The following is a 21,421-nucleotide window of genomic DNA, read 5'->3' on the forward strand; positions in this document are numbered from 1 at the left end:
TGTTTATCCTATTATATCCACAAATTCATTGCCTTCAAGCGCAGTTATGAGCTGTGCATTTACATGTATGGCGGAATCTATGACGACATTGTGCAGTTTTGATACTATGGTAATTTTAAGCGGTCTGTTCCCCGGATTTTGCCTGATAAGCGTATAAAGTTTTTCCAGTACATCAAAATTACTGCTCAGTCGTACAGCCAAATTAATTGGCTCCGGCGGCGCTTCTTGAATCTCTGTTTTTACTTTTTTTGTCTCTTTCTTTGCCTGTTTGAGTGTCATTAGCTTTGTAACATTGAGTCGTGGTCCAAAATCAGTATGCGTGACTCTTGCCTTAAAAGCAACAGGTTCTTCCAGATCCATTTCACTGAGTTGTTCGAGCTTATCGGAAAAAAGCATAATTTCAATATTTCCATGAAAGTCCATCAGGTTGACAATACCGAACTGATTCCCTTTTTTAGAGATTTTTTTCGTTATCTCTTCTACTTTTCCTATAAATATAGCAAAAGAGCCGTCTTTGATGCTTTCAAGTTCTGATGAGAGTGTATAATTTAGCTCATCCAATTCTTGTCTGAAATTATCCATCGGATGCCCGGAGACATAAAATCCCAAAGTCTCTTTTTCAAACTCTAAAATCTCTTTGAGTTCATATTCGTCTGAGTTTGTAAGTTCGAGTTTTACGGTTGTAATCTCTTCATCATCTCCAAAAAGAGAACCAACTGCATTTTTCTTTGCTTCACTCGCTTTTTTTGCCGTCTCCACAATCAGTTCTATCTGGTCTAAGAGTGCTTTTCGTGAGTAGCCGTATCTGTCAAATCCGCCTGACTTTATAATGGCTTCAATAACACGCTTGTTTACTTTACTTGGCTCGATTCTGTTGACAAAATCCTGCAAAGAGGTATAGTCGCCGTTTTCTTCGCGCTCTTCTATCATGGCATAAATAGCTGCTTCTCCAACCCCTTTTATACCGCCCAAACCAAACAAAATAATCTCCTGCTGATTTTTCGTAATAGCAGAAAATTCCAAATAAGAGTCACAGATATCAGGAGGAGAAAGTGCTATGCCCATTCGCTTGACTTCATCTATATAGCGCACTACTTTTTCTGTATTATCTTTGTCTGAGGTTAAAAGTGCTGCCATAAATTCATTGGGATAATATGTCTTGAGCCATGCCGTTTGAAAAGTAACCATGGCATAGGCTGCCGAGTGTGATTTGTTGAAACCGTATCCGGCAAACTTTTCAATCAAATCAAAGAGTTCTGAAGCCGTTTTATAATCAAGCCCCTGTTTGGCTGCACCCTCGGAGAACTCTTTGTTGTATTTAAGCATCTCCTCGACTTTTTTCTTCCCCATGGCACGGCGCACAATATCTGCACCACCGAGAGAAAATCCACCGATAGTCTGCACAATCTGCATAACCTGTTCTTGATAAACTATAACTCCGTAGGTAGGCTTGAGTATCTCTTCAAGTGCGGGAAAAACATAGGTAATTTCCTGTCGTCCGTGTTTACGCTCGATGAAATCATCAAGCATCCCTGATTCCATAGGACCCGGACGATACAGTGCCAGGACCGCAATCAAATCCTCAAAGTTTGAAGGTTTTAAACGACGGTTCAGATCCTGCATACCGGATGATTCTATCTGAAACATTCCGACTGTTTCACCGGTCTGAATGACATCATACACATTTTTGTCATTTTCGTCTATCTGATGCCAGTCTATCTCCTTGTTGTATCTTCTTTTAATGAGTTTGATTGCATTGTCAATAACATCGAGTGTTTTTAGACCCAAGAAGTCAAACTTGATTAAATCGACATCTTCCATATAGTTGAGTGAATACTGTGTGACAAAGGTATCTTCCCCGGAAGGCTTGTATATAGGTGTTTTTTTCCATAACTCTTCATTGCTTATAACGACACCGGCAGCGTGCATTCCTGCATTTCGCTTGAGCCCTTCAAGCTTTTTGGCAAATTCCCAAACCCGTCCGACCTGAGGATCACTCTCTATGAGTTCTCGAAGTTTTGGCTCTTTTTGAAAAGCACCCTCTTTAAACTCTCCGTTTTTTGTTTTACCGTTAAGTGTAATGCCGAGTTCATCGGGTACAAGTTTTGCCATCTGGTCGGCTTTACTAAGCGGCATATCCAAAACACGTGCCACATCCCGAATGACTCCCTTGGCAAGCAAAGAACCAAAAGTAATGATTTGGGCAACCTGATTACGCCCGTATTTTTTTGTGACATAGTCTATCACTTCTCCGCGGCGCGCCTGCATAAAATCCATATCAATATCGGGCATACTCACACGCTCAGGATTTAAAAAACGCTCAAAAAGCAGGTCGTATTTCATCGGGTCAATGTCGGTAATCTCCAAAGAGTAGGCAACCAGGCTTCCGGCAGCACTTCCCCGTCCGGGACCTACTGCAATACCCAGACGCTTTGCCTCTTTAACAAAGTCCCAAACAATCATCATATAACCGGGAAATTTCATAGAGTTAATGATGTTCATCTCAAATTCCAGCCTGTCCCGATACTCCTGATGCTTCTCTTTTGGAACAATTTTCAGACGCTTTTGGAGTCCCTGTCGGCATTTGACAATGAAAAATTCGGCATCATTCTTATCAGCAGCACTCATCCACTTTTTTTTCTCTTCTTCTGTGGCATTTTCAGATAAAGGGGGATCATCTTCAAAGTCTATATCAAGCCCCTCTTCTTTTGCATACTCCTGCGTAAATTTAAAGTTGGGCGGTGTCGGTGATTTTACAATGGGTACAAAATCTTCTATTTTGTCTGCAATTTCCTGCGTATGTTCTAAAGCTTCCGGAATATCGGCAAAAAGCCGTGCCATCTCATCAGGAGATTTTATATAAAACTCATGTACCGAGTGACGCATACGATTTGGATCATCATAAAGTTTATTCATCCCTATGCACATAAAGGCCTCATGGTACTGGGCATCTTCAGGATAGGTATAGTGTGTGTCATTTGTCGCCACAACTTTAATACCTGTTTCTTTGGAAATTTTTAAAATCTGCTCATCTATGTAGAGTTGATCCCCGATACCGTGACGCATCAGTTCAAGGTAAAAATCATCACCGAAAATATCCTGATACTCCCGAGCGACATCTAAAGCACCCTCATATCCGAGCGCACCGTTTTTGACATTTCTTTCATTTTGCAGATTTAGGTGCCAGTTTACTTCTCCCTGAAGACATGCAGAGGTACAGATAATCCCCTCACTGTGTTCTCTCAGCTCTTTTTTGTTGATTCGCGGGAAATAGTAAAAGCCCTCTATAAAGGCTTTGGAGGAGAGGTACATCAGATTTTCATATCCCTTTTTATTTTTGGCATATAAACAGATATGAAAACGCTGTTTTGTACTTTTATCGCCAAGAGTCTCACCGTTGTGAATGTACCCTTCCATACCGATAATAGGCTTGAGTCCGGCATTTTTCATCTGCTTGTAAAAATCAATAGCTCCAAACATATTGCCGTGATCTGTCATAGCAACACTTGTCATCCCAAGTTCTTTGACTCTTGAAACAAGGTTTGAGAGTTTGTTTGCACCGTCTAACAGTGAGTATTCTGTATGAAGATGTAAATGTGTAAAGGAAGGTTTTGCACTCAAAAATCACTCCGTTTTTTAGTATGTAAAGAATAGAGTGATTATAGTTAAAATGACTTAATTTGAGGTAAGAAGATGAAAAAAAGCTCCTTATTTAAGAAGCTTTTTCCATGCTTTTTTTATTTTTTTTACAAGCTTCTCGGTAATGCCTTTTATTTCTGTCAGCATATTCGGGTTTTGATGCAATACACCAATTACCTCATCCACATCACCAAAATGTTCCACTATTTTTTTTACTTTCTTTTTCCCTATGCCTTTTACAGATGTTAAAAAATCACTCAGTTCTTCTTGTGTAATTTTCACCTCATCACTAAAAGACTCCTGTGATTCATCTTTCGTAGGCTTTGGAACTTCTACATTCGAATCTTTCTTCAAAGAACGCAACGGTTTAAGCGAGAGTTTATCCTGATAATTCCATTTTTCACTCGGCCACTCCTCACTGTATCGTGGTTTGACGGCAGAAATTTTATACTTTTTATCCAGTTCATGCAGATAAACTTCTTTGTCACCATACATTTTCTTCTTTTTACCAAAGTAGGCACCGTCATAACTTGCACGATATTCACCAAAAGTAATGTGTCGCATTGTTCGCAGTAAATCCGGAGAGATTTTTCCCAGCTCTTCCCAGTTAAACATTGGAATATGCGGTTTTCTAAATCTTCCCTCGCTTAAAAGCCACATCAGGTATTCCCCGATCCAGTCTCTTATATAAGGAAAAGCGGCAAATGCAGTCGCACACTCTAAAATACGCACTTTCCCGTCTTTGCCGTAAGCCACATCACAGGCCCAGTATTCTGCTTTTGCAGCCTTTGAGACTTTCACTGCCAAATCAAGTACGGATTTTGGTACATCATTATAATCCATACTGCCGCCCTGGGAAGTATTTGTCAGCCATTCCCCCTCAGGCGCACGACGCCAAAAGGCACATACAGGTTTATGCCCTATGAGCATAACACGAATGTCTGCCTCCATCGGCACAAAATCCTGCACATAAACGGGATGATATCTTTTTTCTTCCAAAAGTGCTTTTGCTTCCTCGTAACTGTCGACTTTATGTACAAAATAACCGCCGTAATTTGAAGGTCCGTAGGACTTTTTGATGATTTTAGGGTACTTTGCTTTTTTCAGTGCTTCATCCGCTTTTTTATGATTGTAGTAAATATAGGTCTTTGGAATCGGCAAGTCATATTTCCAGGCAAACCGTGTCACATTCTCTTTTGATTTGTTAGAAAACTGTGTATCCAAAGAAGGAATAAAACGCACATGAGGCAAGGCTCGAGCAATTTCACGAAATGTCTCATAAGCAGTAGCAGGAATATTGCCGATAAGTACATCAATTTTTTTGTCTTTGACCTCTTGAATAAATCTCTCTTTATCATTTTTCCAGTGATATGTCACTGTTTCTATTTTGTTTGGCCACCCTTTGAAATTGGAGTGGTCAAAAAATCTCAGGACATAGTCCATATACAAAAGGCCTAATTTCGGTAACTCTTTATTGCTTAATCCCATGCTGCTTATTCCTTAATCAGTGAAGTTAAATTATTTAACTTTTTCTAAATACTCGCCGTCAACTGTATTGACTTTAACAGTATCGCCCTCTAGCACATGATACGGTACCTGAACAACAGCACCGCTTTCGAGTGTTGCAGGTTTTTTGCTTCCGCTTGATGTATCACCTTTAAAATTCGGCGGTGTTTCTGTGATAACAAATTCCATTACTTCCGGAGCCTGCACAGAAATTGCCTTGCCTTTGTAAAACACAATATCAACGTTGATACCGTCTTTAAACCATTTAGAAGCATCATCACACTGTTCATATGTCAAGCCAAGCTGATCATATGTTTCATTATCCATAAACTGATACATCTCTCCGTCATCATACAGATACTGCATTGTTTTGTATTCAATCACAGGCACTTCAAACTTGTCACCCGCATGCACTGTTTTTTCAACCACTTTGCCGTTTAAAAAACTTTTCATTTTCATACGGACAAATGCTGCCCCTTTTCCCGGTTTTACATGTTGGAACTCTACTACTTTATACGGAACTTCCCCTACTATCAGACGCACATTTTTTTTGATATCACTCATACCGATTGTTGCCATTCACTCACCTTTAAAAATATTTTTACAATTCTATAATAAATGGGCTTAGAAGTCTCTAATAGCATTGCAAATATCTGATTAGTGACATTTTATTATTATTTGCTATTTTAAATCGCAAGATTAAGCAATTCTTAATATATAGAGGCGTACTATTTATAAAAAGCAAACTGGAGCTAAAAATGGAAATTTCATCATCATTAAATACTATAACTGTAAAAGGCAATATCAAGGCTATAAGCCATTATGAAGAAATAAAAAACGAAATTGAAAAGATGATCGACAATTCTCCGGATATAAAATATATAAAAATTCTCATTTTGGAATCCATCTCCATTACCTCCTCTATTATAGGATACCTGTGTAAACTCGTGGACGACGGGATAAATCTTGAGGTACACATACAAAATGAAGGTTTGCATGAACTTTTGGATGATTTGAATCTGGTTCCTTTATTGAATGTAAAAAAACTCTCCGCGCATTGATGAATGACTATATATCAGACATATATAAAACTTTAAATATATTATGTGTTGAAAACGATACAAAAACGATACAGATATATAAAAACATTTTTGCCGATATGTTCAAAAATGTATATTGTGCCAAAAACGGTCTAGAAGGTTTTAACAGCTTTCAAAAAAATGAAATAGATATTGTTATTACCAGATACAGTATGCCGATATGCAACGGACTGCAAATGAGCAAAAAAATACGCAAAGTGGATACTTCTGTTCCAATAGTACTGGTAACTTCTTTTCAAAGTATTGAAATTCTCAAAGAAGCAATTGATCTGCATATTGCAAGCTTTTTAAAACGACCTTTTACTGTCTCTTCTTTAGTCTCAATATTCAATCAGGCAGTAAAATCCATCATAGTTGACAGATGTATTATGAAAGAACAGGACCAAAAAATAAAATACAGCAATTATCAGGAAGGTATTACTTTTGCAAAAGAAAAAATTATTACAAAAAATGATTTGGAAGAGGACAACAGGCTTCTAAAACTTACATGTAAAGCCGTCTATAAGCCAAAAGACACGCTCAGCGGAGACAGCTATATTATACGAAAGTTAAATGAAAATGAGTATTTTATCTTTTTGGTAGACGGTATGGGCAAAGGCATCTCTGCTTCTGTGACTGCAATGCTGTGCAGTTCTTTTGTCAACTACTCTGTTGATTTGCTAAAAGAAGAAAAAAAACTGTTTTCGCTTGAGACATTACTCAACTCGCTAGTGAAGTTTATACGACCAAATTTACTAAAATATGAAGTACTTTGTGCGCATTTTTTACATTTTAAGCACAATACCCTGAGTTATGCGATTTTTTCTATGCCTCCTGTACTCTATATGCTCGATACACAAGAGGTCTTCAAACTCAAATCCAACAATACTCCTCTGGCATCCTATACAAAAAAATTTACTGTTGACACACTGGATATACAAAAACTTAAAAAAATGATTCTCTACAGTGACGGTTTGAATGAGAACACGGTTCATAATTCACAAGAGAGTTATAATGCATATATTGCAGAAGATTTTATGCAGGCAGACAGTGTTGAGGAATTTGAAAATTTGTATCAAAAAAAGATAGAAATACAAGAAGATGATATCACCTATATTTTACTGACATAAATTAGCTATAATTTCACAAAATTTTAAAATGAGTGGAGAAATATGGAATTTACTTTAGATGCAACTTCAAAAAATGCCCGTGCAGGAACTCTTAAAACAGCCCATTCCACCATTAAAACACCTGTTTTTATGCCTGTCGGTACTATAGGCAGTGTGAAATCTTTGGATGCACATGATGTTTTAGAATTACTCGGTGCCGACATCATTTTGGCAAACACCTACCATATGTATCTGCGTCCGGGTGATAAAACAGTTTCCAAGATGGGCAAGCTTCACGGCTTTACACAATACCCTAAAAGTTTTTTGACAGACAGCGGCGGTTTCCAGGCATTTTCATTAAGCGACATCTCAAAATCAAAAACTGACGGTATAGAGTTTCGCTCCCACATTGACGGCAGTAAGCACTTCTTTACACCTAAAAAGGTAATAGACATCCAACACAATCTCGGTTCTGACATCATGATGATTTTAGATGATTTGGTTGCACTGCCGGCAACACAGGAGCGCATAAAACTCTCTATAGAACGGACAACTGCCTGGGCAAAAGAATCAATAGAGTACTTTCGTGCAAAGCAAAAAGAGGGTGTGGGCGTTGAACAGAATATTTTTGCCATAATTCAAGGCGGTACAGACAAAGCGTTTCGAACAAAAAGTGCGACCGAACTGTGTGCTTTGGATTATGACGGTTTTGCCATCGGCGGGCTCTCTGTAGGAGAACTCAACAATGAAATGTACGATACGGTAGAACATACCGTACAATATATGCCAAAAGACAAACCCCGTTACCTGATGGGTGTCGGTACACCGGAAGATTTAATAGAAAATATTGAACGCGGCATCGATATGTTTGACTGTGTAATGCCCACAAGAAATGCAAGAAACGGCACGCTTTTTACCTCATTTGGGAAAATAAACATCAAAGGGGCCAAGTTCAAAGAAGATCCTTTACCTATAGACCCTGAGTGTCAGTGCCTTACATGTAAAACATACAGCCGTGCCTACATCAACCATCTATTTCGTGCGCGTGAAATAACCTACTTCAGACTTGCTACGATTCACAATCTGCACTACTATCTCAATCTGATGAGAGAGGTTCGTGAGGCTATTTTAGCAGACAGCTTTGCAGAGTATAAACAAATATTTTATGCAAAAAGAAGTTGATTTTCAAGTAATTTAAACATAAAAGCAATTCAGCCCGCACTGAAGTACGGGTTCCAAAAAGACTTCGGAATCGGTACTTTCTATACCAAAGCATGGCTTAAAAATAAAACCAAATTTTTTTCTGTAATAACTTTCCTGCCACTCTCGCCCGCACTGAAGTACGGGTTCCAAAAAGACTTCGGAATCGGTACTTCAGTGCCGACTGTTGTTACTTTTTATCACTCTCTTCCGGCATTGGAATAACAGTTCCAAAAAGTGCTTCGCCGTTATAAAGCGACTGGGCATTGTGGATAACTTTTTTTTCATTTGTGTCAAAAAGCACAATGTCTGCTGCATTTTGTCCTACCTCTATAATTCCTGCTTTCGTATTGATACATTTGGCAGGATTTTGTACAGTCAATTTTACTAATTCGCTCATAGAGATCATCCCTGATTTTACCAGTTTTGTATAATAAATCGGCAGTGCATCTTCTAGTGCTTCACATCCATAGGCCGCATCAAAGAACGCCACTTCTTTATTTACAGGTGAATTTGGCTGATGCAAAACACTCAGAACATCAATATCACCATTTTTTAAAGCATTTTGCAAAAGAATGACATCTTCCCTGCTTGCTAAAGGAGGATTGAGTTTTGCCGTTGTATTAAAACCTTCACAGGCTTCATCGGAATAAATCAAGTGATGCACGGAGACTTCACAGCTTACATGGACACCCTCTTTTTTTGCCTTAGTGATAAGCTCTATAGAACGAGGTGAGGCAATGGACTTAAAGAGTATTTTAATATTGAAATATCTTGCTATTTCTATCATTCGTGATACATGTAATACTTCACTCAGCTCAGGAATTCCTGCCAGTCCGAGTTTTGAGCTGACATCTCCTTCAAGCATTACACCGGCATTAATCAAAGAGTTGTCCTCAGGCTTGCAAAAGAGTGTTACGTCATACATCTTGACATATTCTGCTATTTTAATAGCAATATTGTTTTTTGCTATCGTGCTCATATAAGGGGCCACAACACCTTTTTTTAATAAAATCGCGATATTTGAAAGCGCCATATCTTCTTTTAAAGCGTTCAGCATAAAATCAATCTTTACGCCCTTGATATCTTTGACACCGTTTTGTGCAAATTCCAAAACAACTTCATTGTCAATAGCAGGTGTTGCATCGGCATTTAATACAATATGCCCTACTCCGCCTTTTCTTGCCTCTTTCGCAAGTGTTTTTATATTTTTTGCATTTAAAGAAGAATCCAGCACTCTTACATTGGTATCTATAAGACTCGGCAACAGATAGGCACCTTGGGCATCTATAACATTTTCATCCTGCAAATTTTCACCTATGGCGACAATCACACCGTCTTGTATCTGTACATCGACATTTCTTTCTCCGTTTACGTCACACACTACGGCATTTGATATAAGCATTTCAGACCACCTTTGATATAATGTCCGTATTATAAATTATTAAGGCTTAAAACTCATGAAAATTCTGGTATCAGCACTCGAACACTCTGCAAATATGCATCTCAAATCATTACAAAAAGAGTTGGCCGATGATGTTGAATTTATAGGTATCTTTGATAAAAATCTGGGAGAGCCCATTGTGGATTTGAGAAGCCTTGCTATTATGGGTTTTGTGGATGCTTTGAAAAAATTACGGTTCTTTTTCAAACTTGCAGACGAAATGACAGAACTTGCAAAAGAGGCGGATAAAATACTGCTGATAGACTCTTCCGGCTTCAACCTGCCTCTGGCAAAAAAAATCAAAAAAAGATACCCGCAAAAAAAGATAATCTACTATATACTGCCCCAAGCCTGGGCCTGGAAGAAAAAACGCATTCCCGTGCTTGCCAAAACTATAGACAGGTTATGCTCTATTTTACCTTTTGAGCCGAGTTACTATCCAAAAGAAGCTCCTATAGAATATGTCGGGCATCCATTACTTGACCAAATTACACACTTTAAAGAATCCCTCAGGGACGAAGTACAAAATGTCGTGTTTATGCCCGGCAGTCGAAAAGGTGAAATTACAAAACTCATGCCTGTTTTTAGGGAACTTGTGCAGCACTTACATGTAAAGGCAACACTGGTTATACCTGAGCATTTTTCCCAGACAGACATCAAGTCATTATATGGAGATATAAGTAATTTTGACATCACGCATGAACCGCATAATGCCCTTTACAATGCAGATTTTGCTTTTATCTGCAGTGGAACGGCTACACTTGAAGCGGCACTCATAGGTGTGCCTTTTGTTTTGAGTTACATTGCAAAACCGTTTGATTATTTTCTAGCAAGCAGACTTGTGAAACTGGATTATCTTGGTCTTGGGAATATTATGTTTTCACAGTATAAAAAGGAGGCACTGCATCCTGAGTTTATTCAGAAGGATGTGACTGTAGAAAATCTTTTAAATGCTTATAAAGAGTATGACAGAGAGAAATTTTTACAAAATTCCCAATCTTTAAGAGAATATCTACAGCATGGGAGTTCTCAAAGAGTGGCAGAAATTCTTTCCCATTAGCGTCAAACTAATGCCTTTATGTATCTTTTGGTTTGCGGGCTTGAATGCTTATTTTTTTCCCTGTAAGCTTTTCTCTTGGCTTCCCGTCATAACGGTGATTACGCTCGCCGCTTTTTCCTGAAAATTTTGCTTTGCCGTTTTCATCTTTGCCTAAAAACTTGTTGGGTGCTTTTTTCTTTTTTGCCCATTTGTTCTCTTTTTCATCATCCTTTGTAAAATCACCTTTTGGCTTGTCAAACTTCGGCTTTTCCTGTGTAGAACTTTCATACCGTTTTTTAGCAACTTCTCTTATCTCATCTTTTGAGAGTTTTTTTCTTTTTGGTTCATCTGAATCTTTAGACTCTTTTTGCGGATATGCAAAACCTTCAACTGTTTCTTGTTTAATGGCACGTCCAAGCAAAGTTTCTATAGCATGCAGGGCTTTTTGCTCACTCTCATCCAACAGCATTACGGCCTTGTGTGTAGCTTTTGACACTCTTGCTATATAGACGATGGCTTTGATCGGCATATCATAACTGATCAAAAAACCACAGGTCAAATCTTTGTTTTTTACAAGTTCTCTATCTTCTATGACCGGAATCTCTTTATTGTCCAGCTCTTCTTTAAGTGCTTGAGAATTGCTTGCACAAACAATTAAAATATCTTCATTCTTGTTTTCTTCTATAATTTTATTTAAAAGTTCTGTTTTTTTATCATCCGGGCAGGGATAAATACGATGGTTGTTTGGTTTAATGGCAATGGTCTCAGCAGGCATTTGGTGTCCTATAAAAGTATTTTTGAAATTATACCCACAAATGCCATAAATTATGCTATTATAGAAGAATAAACAAAAGACTTGTTTAAGTCTTCATTAGGAAAAAACGATTCAAAAAGAAATTACATTTAATTCACTCGGTCTTTCAGCGCCGATTTTAAAAGCTGTCAAAGAACAAGGGTATGACATACCTACACCCATTCAGGCAAAGGCGATTCCCGTCATTTTACAAAAAAAAGATATTTTGGCAGGTGCACAGACAGGAACAGGAAAAACCGCAGGTTTTACACTGCCTCTTTTGGAGTTGCTTTCACGCAAAAAATCTTCAAAGCAAAAGCATAAAGTCCGTGCACTTATTTTGACGCCGACACGCGAGCTTGCACTGCAGGTTGCCGAAAATGTCGCATTGTATGCCAAACATACCCCTTTTAAATCAACTGTTATTTTTGGCGGTGTAAAGATTAACCCGCAGATTACACAACTGCGAAAAGGCATTGATATTGTCATTGCAACACCGGGACGTCTACTTGACCATATTTCCCAAAAAACAATCGATTTGAGAGAAATAGAGTTTTTGGTACTAGATGAAGCGGACAGAATGCTCGATATGGGTTTTGTCAACGACATTAAAAAAATTGTCAACATTATTCCAAGCGAACGCCAAACGCTGCTTTTTTCGGCAACCTATTCGGATGCCATTAAAAAACTCTCAAACCAGTTTTTAAGATCTCCGACACTTATCGAAGTAGCCCGCACAAACGAGTCAAACACCAGTGTAGCACAAAGTGTATACCCTGTCGACAAAGCACGAAAAAGAGAAATGTTAACACATCTTATCAACGAGGGCAAATGGCAACAGGTTCTTGTTTTTACCCGTACCAAGCACGGCGCAAACAAACTCAGCGGACAGCTTGAAAAAGAAGGAATATCCGCCGTTGCCATTCATGGGAACAAAAGCCAAAATGCACGAACAAAAGCACTCGCAGACTTTAAAAAAGGTGATGTAAGAGTTTTAGTGGCAACCGATATTGCAGCACGAGGCATAGACATCGACCAACTCCCTCATGTCATCAACTTTGAACTGCCAAATGTCAGTGAAGATTATGTTCATCGCATCGGACGAACAGGCCGTGCAGGAAACAAAGGAGAAGCTATATCACTTGTGTGTGTTGATGAAGATGAGTTTTTGCAAAATATAGAAAAACTGATAAAAAAAGATATACAAAAAGTATGGCTCAAAGGTTTTAAACCCGATCCGAGCATCAAAGCAGAACCAATCAATATGGGTGGAAACCGAGGCTCAAGAAACAAGCCAAGAGGAAACTCCCGCGGCTCAAATGCCAACAGAAGCAGAGCAAGAAGATAACTCTTCTACTCTGTAATATCTTTCAAAATAGATTCGAAATCTTTTTGTGCTTTTAAGAGTGTCGCTTTCGCCTCTTTGTCTTCAACTTTTGCAGAACTCAGCCAGTTATACACAGCCGGAAAACCTACGACAACTTTATTTTCTCCTTTTTTCTTATACAACATTGTTGTACATGGTGCAAATGCCGATGCTTCAGGTCTGCTTTTTGAAACAGTATAAATAACCGGCAGTTTACAGATAGAATAAGTAATATAAAAATCAAACGGTGACTCTTTTGTTCCGTCTTGTGTAAGTACTTCGTTGAGATCCATAAACTGGGGAACAACAAACCCGTATGGTTTAAATGCGCCTTCAAGGTTCATTTGAAGTTCATCCAGCACATCATCAGGGTCTTCATCCTCATCTACTTCCATCTCATAAACTGTTACTAAATTATGTGATGTTTTTAAACTGTCTTCACTGTAAGTATGCTTTGCTTTTGGAAAATTCTTTTTTATCACTGCAAGCACGTCTGTTTCTATCTTTTTCAGAAGAGACAGGTCTTTAATCCCTAATATTTTTCCCTGTGCCTCTGCGCTCAACACAGAAAAATGCAAAGTATTTTCATTTTTTGCCTGATAGATTCCCATACCCATCGGTGTAAAAACACCCGCTTTTGGATACTTAATCACCAAATCTCTTGTGTATTTTTTACTCCAGAATGTCATTAAAGTAAAGACTTTGTATTGTGTCTCTTTAAACTGTTTTTTAAACGGTCCTATCATATTGCTGTTAAGCTCTACATGGAAACCGCCGTTGTTCAGCGCCTGTTCAATAGTATATGGAGTAATTTTTCCATCTTTGTTTTCTATACTGAAAAGATGCAAGTCTCCTTTTGCCTGGAGTGAAACTGCACAAAAAAGTACAATTGCCAGTGTAATTAGTTTTTTCATTTTTCTTTTCCTATGGTTTAATATAAATCCAACCTGCTTTAACACTCTCCAGCAGTTCAACCACACCTGCGGTTACTACAACGGAGCCGTCAACAAGGTCTTCTTTTTTTATATGCAGTGTCCGCATTGTGTTTCCACACGCAACAAATTCTACATCATACTGCATCAGAGCATCTACGCGCACAGCAGTCTCTTTCACATGTCTGTCCAAAAGTTTTATCCCCTTGGAATAGGCAACGATTTTCATCTCTACTTTTTCCGGTCCGTAAAACTTCAAAACATTGTTTGCGACACTGAGTATGTGATCCAGTGCATGCGGAGAATCTTCTGTGACTGAAAAGACAATTTGTCTCGGATTGTCTATAGAAGGTTTGGGCTCTGCATACTCTGTATCTGCAAACGAGAGAATACAAAAGCTTAGTAAAATTAGTGTAAATTTTAGCATGAATTATCCTTTATTTTATGTTTTTTGTTAAATCTTTAAAATCCTGAATATTCCATGAACCCGGAATCTGTTTAATTATTTTTTGATTTTTGTCTACAAAGAAAAAAGTCGGTGTAAAATATACATGTAATCCCAAAGGCAGTTCATCAAAATCAAGATTCAATTCCACGGGAATGAAACGCTCTTCTATCCATTCTGACATTTCCGGATCATCAAAAACCTCTTTTTTCATTTTGATGCAGTACTGACAATCCGAACGTATGACATCTATCATAATAATTTTATTGTTTTGTTTTTGGATTTTTAACGCTTCTTCATAAGTATGAAATTCAAGACCCCATAAAGAAAAAGCACTTAACAAAACTAAAAATATAATTTTACTCATCTTCCCACTCCAACATTCTATAAGCTGTTTCTACATTCTGTCTGTGGATGGAATCATAAAAAGGGTCATTTTCATACTTTTTCATTTTAACCTCATTTACAACATCAGCGATATCTTCACCCGCTTCCAGCCTTTTTTTTACTTCTTTTTTTAAGGTTTTCAGATAATTATAGGTAAAATCAACGGCTTTTTTATCTATATTTTCTCCATGCCCGCCAATAATATACTGAACATCCATTTTCTTTATTTGTTCAAGAGCCTCCAACCAGCCGCTTATATCTCCATCTCGAAGTGAGGGAAGTCTTTGATTAAACACAAGATCACCTACAAAGACAATTTTTTTACTTGGTATGTAAACGTAAAGATCACTGTTTGTGTGCGCTTTATGATTTACACTTTTGATATATACTTTGTTTCCGTTAATCTGTAAAACTTTTTCTTTTTTTACAAAAACAGTCGGAAAGACCTGTGTCGTTTTTTTATATGCCTCGGCAGATATTCTTCTTTGCATGCGTGTTTGTTCCAACTTAGGAAGTTCTTTAAATGCCTCTGATCCTATGATTTTGGCACCAAGTGTCGCATAGTAACTATTTCCAAGCCAATGATCATCATGAACATGTGTGTTTATAACATAAGAGACAGGAAGATTTTTGATAGCTTTCATCTTTTGATATGCCTGCTGGGCATACTGATACGTGGGACCACTATCTATCACAAGATAGCTGCTCCCAAGGGTAACAAAACATGAATTGGACATGTTTCCGTTGTTATGCTCATCCATCACTTCTGGTAGCCCAAAAAAGCAGTGAGTGGTGATCTCATCTACTTTTTCAGGCTGAAGTTTGTAATCGTAAGAAAGGAGAGAATGAAATAACACAATACTCAACAAAAATGACTTCAAAGCATAACCTTTATAATTGTGATTAAACTACTTCTCTTTAGAAGAAGTAGTTATACTCTAAACGGTACTCATTGTATGATACATCTGTCTTACCGTTTGTCGGTTTCGCGTCAACCATACCGAGTCTGAATTTTAATTCACTGCTGTGTCCGATGTTCTGACGAACATCCATATGAATAATATTGCTATCAGCCTGTACACCTGGTTTATTGTCATCAAAATCCTGCATTGCGTATCTGACCATTACACTGAATCCTGGAAGAATTTTTGCTTTTCCAAAGTCATATCCTGCGCGAAGCATAATAGTTTGAGTGTTTGCATACCAGTTATACTGAGCCATTGCACGAGTAAATCCACCCGTCGGGAATCCACGCCATGGAGCAACGATATCTGCTTTGTCAGCTACTTTTGAGTACCCTAAACGGCCTAAAAATGCACCTTGTTTAAAGTCAATTCTAGCACATAACAGATTTGAATCCAAAGAGTTCGGATTAGTATAGTTTGTCTGATTCCCTTTTAAGTTTGCCACACCGTAGTTGGCACCCAAAGCATCATACTGCATCATATATCTCACACCAGGGACAACTTTCATTGAACCGACAGGAATAGTATAATGTGCTTCCAATGTAATATTGCTCACAACACCGGGAACTGTTGCATAACCTACACTTGCTTTGAGGTTTTTAACAGACTTGTTTGTCACAGTACCGACTATAAGTTTGTTATCCTGTCCTATTCTTGCAACTGTGAGGTTTTTGTTTATTGCCGAATCATCATTTTGGTTCCATTTATTGTTTGGATCAAATGCGAGAACATCATGTGCAACTGTATGATCTCTTAGTTTTTGTTTTGTAAAATATGCAAGTTTTACCGTAGTTTTTGGTAAATCTTTACTGACAACAGTAAGACCGTCAAAAGTATTTGGTATCATCTTTGTATCATTTGATTTTGTAAACACTGTCTCAAACATTTGACGACCAACTTTAACAGTTGTCTTTTTTGTAGCATCATACTGTAAATATGCCTGACCTAAATCAGTAATACCATAATGCCCGCCAGTTGATAAATTATATCTGCTGAATGTATCTTTACCCGATTTTGCATATTTTGCATCTTGTTTATCCATACGAAAGAAATCTAAGTTTTGTGATGTATACAGGCCAACAGTTCCGCTGAACCCTTTAAACGGAGCAGATTTATAGATTAAACTACCACCGACACCATTGTTTTTGTTATCTTTTTGCTTTCCGCCAGTTGCATAATTTTCTACATCCCAGTCCCAATAGAAAAAGTTTGTTCTGAAACGACCGTAGAACATACCCTCAGTAAAAGCTTCTTTCAAAGAATCAACTGGAGATGGAAGTTTGTTATACTTCACTTGCATGTTCCCTTTTAAAGTAACCTTATCTGTCTTTAACGTTGCCTGTGCTGAAGTAGCCATTAGTAGTAAAGCAGCAGTTCCAGCTGCCAATTTAATCATATTTTTCATTTGTTTCCCTTTTATTTGTTTAAAAAGTGTTATAATAACCTTGTTTGATTATGTTATTGTTAACACATTCAGATACAGGAGGCAGTTGCAGCTGCCTCCTGTTCCTTTAGCAGCCTCTTGACCCCTTAGTCGGACAGCCACAACTGTAATCTAGTATAGTAACATTACCTTTGTTACTCACATCAACCACTTTTTTCTTTTTAATATAATCACGTACAACATCATAAACCGGACGAATTTTGTCAGTTTGCAAGTTGGCACCTGCTTTTTGCAGGTTCCCACCCCATGATGAGACTATATATGTTTTCTTCAAGTCTATAGGTTTACCTCCAATCTTAAGATTTGATATTCTCTCACCCGCTTTGTTTGAAACGGCGATAGAATAGGTTACACCGCCAAGACGGCTCATATCACCACCCTGCTGGTATAGAGGGTTTGCATTAAAAACATTATCTGCAATATCTTCTAAAAGTGTTGCAATTTTTTCACCTTTTAACTCAAATGTATACACATCAGGATAGGTAATCCCACACATCTCATATACATTGTCCATTAAAATATTGTCACCGGCAAGCACTGTTGTTCCCCATCTGTACCCTGGAGTAAAAGAGACATCACATTTCATCTCATCCATAATTGCATCATTGATGAGCTGATCAAATGTTGAGAAGAATGTATCACGCTTATAAAGCATTCCTTTTGTTCGGCCTAACACTTCATTAAACTCTTTGTCAAAAGGAGCATACAATTCATTGACAAGCTTTACACCCTCCGGATCTGCCGGAATAATATGCGAAGCAATAGGAATCAGTTTGTACTCATATCCGTTCACTTTTCCGTTTTTTGCATCAATATCCAAACGACCTATATATTTTCCGTGACTTCCTGCAATAACAATAACAGTACCGTTAATTACAATAGGTTCCGGTGAAGGGTCATGTGTATGACCGCTTAAAATAAAGTCGATACCTTTAACTTTACGCGCCACTTCCTGATCAACGCTGAATCCATCGTGCGAAAGCACAACAACGCAGTCCACTTTTTTCTCATTTTTCAACTCATCTACATATTCTTGAAGTGTTTCAAGTCTTAAACCAAAACTCCAACCCTCTGTAAACTCTTTTGGGTTCGCAGTAGATGTAAACGGAAAGGATTGTCCGATAATTCCGATTTTTGCCCCACCACGCTCTTCAATAGTATACGGTTCAAAAATCAACTCTTCATACTCATCAGCAAAAGGATCATCACCTATGATATTTTGAGAAATAAATTTCGCATCAAGCATCTCAATCAGCTCTTTGACTCTCTCTTTCCCATAGGTAAATTCCCAGTGCCCGACCATAGTGTCAATTCCAAGATAATTTTGGGCTTTTACAATAGCTTCGCCAGCGGTTTTCAGTGCCACACCAGTTCCCTGCCATGTATCACCGGAATCAAGGAAAAGTACATTCTCTTTTCCGCGTTCTTTTATAATGTGATTTGTCAAAGTTTTAATGTGCGCGATACCGCCCATTTTTCCAAACTTTTTAGCCAATTTGCTAAAGTCTATATATGTGTCGAAATATGCATCAAGAGAACTTGGTTCAAGTCCATAATGCTTTGCAAATGCTTCACCACATAAAAACCCAGGTGTTCCCACAAGGTTTGGAGCAGAGATCAATGTTGAGGGCTCTCTCCAGTACAGTGGTTTTATATGTGCATGTAAATCACATATATGCATCAGTGTAAAATTACCCATTGAATTAAACTGGTATATATCTTTTAAACCAATCTGCTCTATTTTTTGTGAACTTGCAAAGCTGCTTGTAGCTGCAGTCAGTCCAAATATCGCTGCAATGTGCATAAAATCTCTTCTAGAAATTTCCATTAATTAACCTTCTATCTTTTTAAACCAGGGATTGAAATTTCAGCGCCCTTTGCTTTATTTGTTAAATACACTTCAAGTGCTACCATCTGTTTTGAACCGAGCGGTATAACTTTTAAAAGTGCATTTTTCATACATCCCTGAAAACGGCGTTGCAGTGTTCTTAAAGATGATTTTGTCATTCTGTATGCCGGCCATGTTGCCGCAGCTTTTGCACCTTTTGCACCTAAATCCGGAAGCGGCTGTGTTCTTAAAATACGGCCGACTACAGCAGGAGCATGACAAGAGTTACATGAAAGTCCGCGACCGCCGCGTTTTGTCATATATGTCTTTAAACCCAGTGCATAAGCTTCTTTCATCTGCTTGTTTGCTGTTACATCTATGTTTATCTTTTCGCCGTTTGCAATAGATTTCACATATGCCACCATTGCAAACATGTTTCCGCTTTTAAGCTTCAGCGGTTTGTGTCCGCCGTCTGCCATCATTGCCTGCAGAACCTGGTCAATTCCTACAACCATGTCAAACTTTTTGATATAACGGGGAAACCCTGCTATATATGCCGGCAGTTCATCTTCGGTCACACCAAGATATTTTGCAAGACCTTCGTCTCCACCCATATAACCTAGTAATTCTTCACCGTCAGCCACCATAATGTCTGCAGGATTGTTCTCTGACATCTCTGCGTACATTGCACGGTCTGCGTCGCTCATTGCAAATTGCTCACCACCATAAGATAATGAAGCAAGCATTGCAACTGATAGAGCTATTTTAATACCTGTTTTCATTTGATTATCCTTTTGGTTTAATCTTTTTGGTTTTTTCGTGCGCTTCGCCAGTATTATCCGTATATTTAACAGTCAGTTTCCCTTTGCCGTTAATTTTCATGTATGTAGTAAATACAGGGTTTACAGATAATGACTCCCAGACTTTCATACTTGTAATTTCTTTTCCGTTATAAATAAACTTTACACTGTTTATATATTTTGCCGGAATAATTTTTTTCGTTTTTTTATCTTTAGCCATACCTGTATGCATTGGGTGCATAACCATAAAACTAACTTTGACTATCTCGCCGTTTTTATATCTTTTTGGCTTGATTTTAATCAGTGACTTTCTTTCTTGCATTTTCAATTCCTCTATTTTATATTTTTCTTGACTTTAAATGTTTGGTTAGAATCAACCACAACCACCAATAGTTACTTTAACACTTTGAGAAGCTGTTAAAAACTCTCCATTGCTCAACTCTACCAAAGCAGTTACTTTTTGCGTACCACCAAGTTTAATACGTGTTGAAAACATTGCTTTGCCGTTAGCAGGAGTCAAATAAACATCAATTGTACGAGCATTTGAATTTTTTCCTGTTAAAATATGAATAGCTTTTACATAGTTACTCTCAGTCATTGGAGAATCAACTGTAACTGTTACAGGAACAACTGCACCGTTTTCCGCAATTTCCGGAACTTTTAATTTTACTTTTTTTGAAGGTTTAGGGGTTTTCCCACCTGTTATCGTGTTTACAGCAGTATTATAATCCATTTTATTTGGACTTATAGGTTTCGAACCACCGGCAAAACTCATCGCTGGCATAACAGCTGATACCGCAGCTACTGTTCCTAGTTTTTTGAAAAAATCTCTTCTTTGCATAGTTTAAATTCCTTATAATTATTTTGGAGCAACAATATATGAAGTAATATCACATATTTCTCTTGGAGTGAATAACTTGGTTGTTAAGTTAATTGTCATATGAGTATCCGGATTGTCAATACGGGCATCAGCTATTTTTTGAAAAACAAACTGGTTGTCTCTTGCACCACTCTCTATAAAGTTTTCTCTATAGTCAGTTAAATCAGGACCTATATTACCAGCACCTTTAGCACCTTCTATATTATGGCAGGCAACACAGTTTCCGTATTGCTTGACTTTTCCGTCTTTCGTTTTTCTAGACAAACCTTTTGGCGGGTTTTTCTTTGCCTTCTTTCCGTTTAAATTATGGAAAATATATGCACCTCTTGCTATTGCATCAGGGTCAGTTGTTACACAACCGGCTGGCATACTATATACTTTTGGTGGTGCTAACAAATCTTTTTCTATCATCTTACTCGCATCCGGATGTGTTATTACTTTGCTATAATCAGTAGCAAATAATGAAACACCCACAAGTAATGACATCATAACAGTTTTCTTCATTCTCGTTCCTCCTATTTGTTTTATGGAGTAAGTGTAACTACTAAATGTAAAATTTATGTAA

Annotated in this window: 20 protein-coding genes; 5 read left to right on the forward strand and 15 right to left on the reverse strand. The window is 37.9% G+C overall.

Going from position 1 to position 21,421, the window contains the following annotated elements; all coding sequences use genetic code 11:
• Nucleotides 1-3: 3 nt before the first annotated feature.
• The 3 genes from dnaE to efp form a co-directional block, all read right to left on the reverse strand.
• Nucleotides 4-3,621, reverse strand: a complete 3,618-nt coding sequence (dnaE, locus tag MLC52_RS07330; protein ID WP_434579859.1) for a DNA polymerase III subunit alpha — start codon at nt 3,619-3,621, stop codon at nt 4-6.
• Between the two features lie 87 nt (nt 3,622-3,708).
• Nucleotides 3,709-5,127, reverse strand: coding sequence for an ATP-grasp domain-containing protein (locus MLC52_RS07335; RefSeq protein WP_151900160.1), 1,419 nt, complete (start codon nt 5,125-5,127; stop codon nt 3,709-3,711).
• Between the two features lie 30 nt (nt 5,128-5,157).
• Nucleotides 5,158-5,724, reverse strand: a complete 567-nt coding sequence (efp, locus tag MLC52_RS07340) for an elongation factor P (protein WP_151900159.1) — start codon at nt 5,722-5,724, stop codon at nt 5,158-5,160.
• 179 nt (nt 5,725-5,903) lie between these two features.
• Between efp and MLC52_RS07345 the strand changes: the two genes are divergently transcribed.
• The 3 genes from MLC52_RS07345 to tgt are packed head-to-tail and all read left to right on the forward strand — an operon-like array spanning nt 5,904 to nt 8,515.
• Nucleotides 5,904-6,206 (forward strand): hypothetical protein, encoded by a 303-nt coding sequence (locus tag MLC52_RS07345; RefSeq protein WP_151900158.1) that lies wholly within the window; start codon nt 5,904-5,906, stop codon nt 6,204-6,206.
• Nucleotides 6,206-7,354, forward strand: coding sequence for a response regulator (locus tag MLC52_RS07350; RefSeq protein WP_434579862.1), 1,149 nt, complete (start codon nt 6,206-6,208; stop codon nt 7,352-7,354). The genes MLC52_RS07345 and MLC52_RS07350 overlap by 1 nt, the downstream gene beginning before the upstream one ends.
• A gap of 42 nt (nt 7,355-7,396) precedes the next feature.
• Nucleotides 7,397-8,515: a tRNA guanosine(34) transglycosylase Tgt gene (gene tgt / locus MLC52_RS07355; protein ID WP_434579864.1), complete on the forward strand. Its 1,119-nt coding sequence runs from the start codon at nt 7,397-7,399 to the stop codon at nt 8,513-8,515.
• Between the two features lie 208 nt (nt 8,516-8,723).
• Here tgt and MLC52_RS07360 read toward each other — a convergent pair whose 3' ends face one another.
• Nucleotides 8,724-9,938 carry an amidohydrolase family protein gene (locus MLC52_RS07360; RefSeq protein ID WP_434579866.1) on the reverse strand — a complete coding sequence of 405 codons (1,215 nt, stop codon included), beginning with the start codon at nt 9,936-9,938 and terminating at the stop codon, nt 8,724-8,726.
• Nucleotides 9,939-9,993: 55 nt separating this feature from the next.
• On the opposite strand from MLC52_RS07360, the gene lpxB reads away from it, so the two are divergent.
• Nucleotides 9,994-11,037, forward strand: coding sequence for a lipid-A-disaccharide synthase (gene lpxB / locus MLC52_RS07365; RefSeq protein ID WP_434579867.1), 1,044 nt, complete (start codon nt 9,994-9,996; stop codon nt 11,035-11,037).
• A gap of 16 nt (nt 11,038-11,053) precedes the next feature.
• Here the strand turns inward: lpxB and MLC52_RS07370 are convergent, their stop codons facing one another.
• A complete protein-coding gene (locus tag MLC52_RS07370; RefSeq protein WP_434579869.1) occupies nt 11,054-11,791 on the reverse strand; it encodes a hypothetical protein in 738 nt (245 codons plus the stop codon).
• A 121-nt stretch (nt 11,792-11,912) separates the two neighbouring features.
• On the opposite strand from MLC52_RS07370, the gene MLC52_RS07375 reads away from it, so the two are divergent.
• On the forward strand, nt 11,913-13,157 hold the full coding sequence (locus MLC52_RS07375) for a DEAD/DEAH box helicase (RefSeq protein ID WP_434581630.1): 1,245 nt from the start codon (nt 11,913-11,915) through the stop codon (nt 13,155-13,157).
• A 5-nt stretch (nt 13,158-13,162) separates the two neighbouring features.
• Here MLC52_RS07375 and MLC52_RS07380 read toward each other — a convergent pair whose 3' ends face one another.
• The 10 genes from MLC52_RS07380 to soxX form a co-directional block, all read right to left on the reverse strand.
• Nucleotides 13,163-14,089 carry a DUF302 domain-containing protein gene (locus tag MLC52_RS07380; protein ID WP_151900151.1) on the reverse strand — a complete coding sequence of 309 codons (927 nt, stop codon included), beginning with the start codon at nt 14,087-14,089 and terminating at the stop codon, nt 13,163-13,165.
• 10 nt (nt 14,090-14,099) lie between these two features.
• The gene (locus MLC52_RS07385) at nt 14,100-14,534 is read right to left on the reverse strand and encodes a DsrE family protein (RefSeq protein ID WP_151900150.1); all 435 of its coding nucleotides are present in this window, start codon (nt 14,532-14,534) and stop codon (nt 14,100-14,102) included.
• Nucleotides 14,535-14,544: 10 nt separating this feature from the next.
• Nucleotides 14,545-14,919 carry a thioredoxin family protein gene (locus MLC52_RS07390; protein ID WP_151900149.1) on the reverse strand — a complete coding sequence of 125 codons (375 nt, stop codon included), beginning with the start codon at nt 14,917-14,919 and terminating at the stop codon, nt 14,545-14,547.
• Complete coding sequence (locus MLC52_RS07395) at nt 14,912-15,820, reverse strand: MBL fold metallo-hydrolase (protein ID WP_151900148.1); 909 nt, start codon at nt 15,818-15,820, stop codon at nt 14,912-14,914. Before MLC52_RS07395 ends, MLC52_RS07390 begins: the two co-directional genes overlap by 8 nt.
• A gap of 37 nt (nt 15,821-15,857) precedes the next feature.
• Nucleotides 15,858-17,309 (reverse strand): OprD family outer membrane porin, encoded by a 1,452-nt coding sequence (locus MLC52_RS07400; protein WP_346388856.1) that lies wholly within the window; start codon nt 17,307-17,309, stop codon nt 15,858-15,860.
• Between the two features lie 106 nt (nt 17,310-17,415).
• Nucleotides 17,416-19,176: a thiosulfohydrolase SoxB gene (gene soxB, locus MLC52_RS07405; protein WP_151900146.1), complete on the reverse strand. Its 1,761-nt coding sequence runs from the start codon at nt 19,174-19,176 to the stop codon at nt 17,416-17,418.
• An 11-nt stretch (nt 19,177-19,187) separates the two neighbouring features.
• Entirely contained in the window at nt 19,188-19,958 is a 771-nt protein-coding gene (soxA, locus tag MLC52_RS07410; RefSeq protein ID WP_418640407.1) for a sulfur oxidation c-type cytochrome SoxA, read from the reverse strand.
• Between the two features lie 4 nt (nt 19,959-19,962).
• Nucleotides 19,963-20,298 carry a thiosulfate oxidation carrier complex protein SoxZ gene (soxZ, locus tag MLC52_RS07415; protein WP_193149969.1) on the reverse strand — a complete coding sequence of 112 codons (336 nt, stop codon included), beginning with the start codon at nt 20,296-20,298 and terminating at the stop codon, nt 19,963-19,965.
• Between the two features lie 51 nt (nt 20,299-20,349).
• Nucleotides 20,350-20,817 carry a thiosulfate oxidation carrier protein SoxY gene (gene soxY / locus MLC52_RS07420; RefSeq protein ID WP_151900143.1) on the reverse strand — a complete coding sequence of 156 codons (468 nt, stop codon included), beginning with the start codon at nt 20,815-20,817 and terminating at the stop codon, nt 20,350-20,352.
• An 18-nt stretch (nt 20,818-20,835) separates the two neighbouring features.
• Nucleotides 20,836-21,360 carry a sulfur oxidation c-type cytochrome SoxX gene (gene soxX / locus MLC52_RS07425; protein WP_151900142.1) on the reverse strand — a complete coding sequence of 175 codons (525 nt, stop codon included), beginning with the start codon at nt 21,358-21,360 and terminating at the stop codon, nt 20,836-20,838.
• Nucleotides 21,361-21,421: the final 61 nt, after the last annotated feature.

It is taken from the genome of Sulfurimonas sp. NW15 (assembly GCF_051132285.1).
GTDB classification, from domain to species: domain Bacteria; phylum Campylobacterota; class Campylobacteria; order Campylobacterales; family Sulfurimonadaceae; genus Sulfurimonas; species Sulfurimonas hydrogeniphila.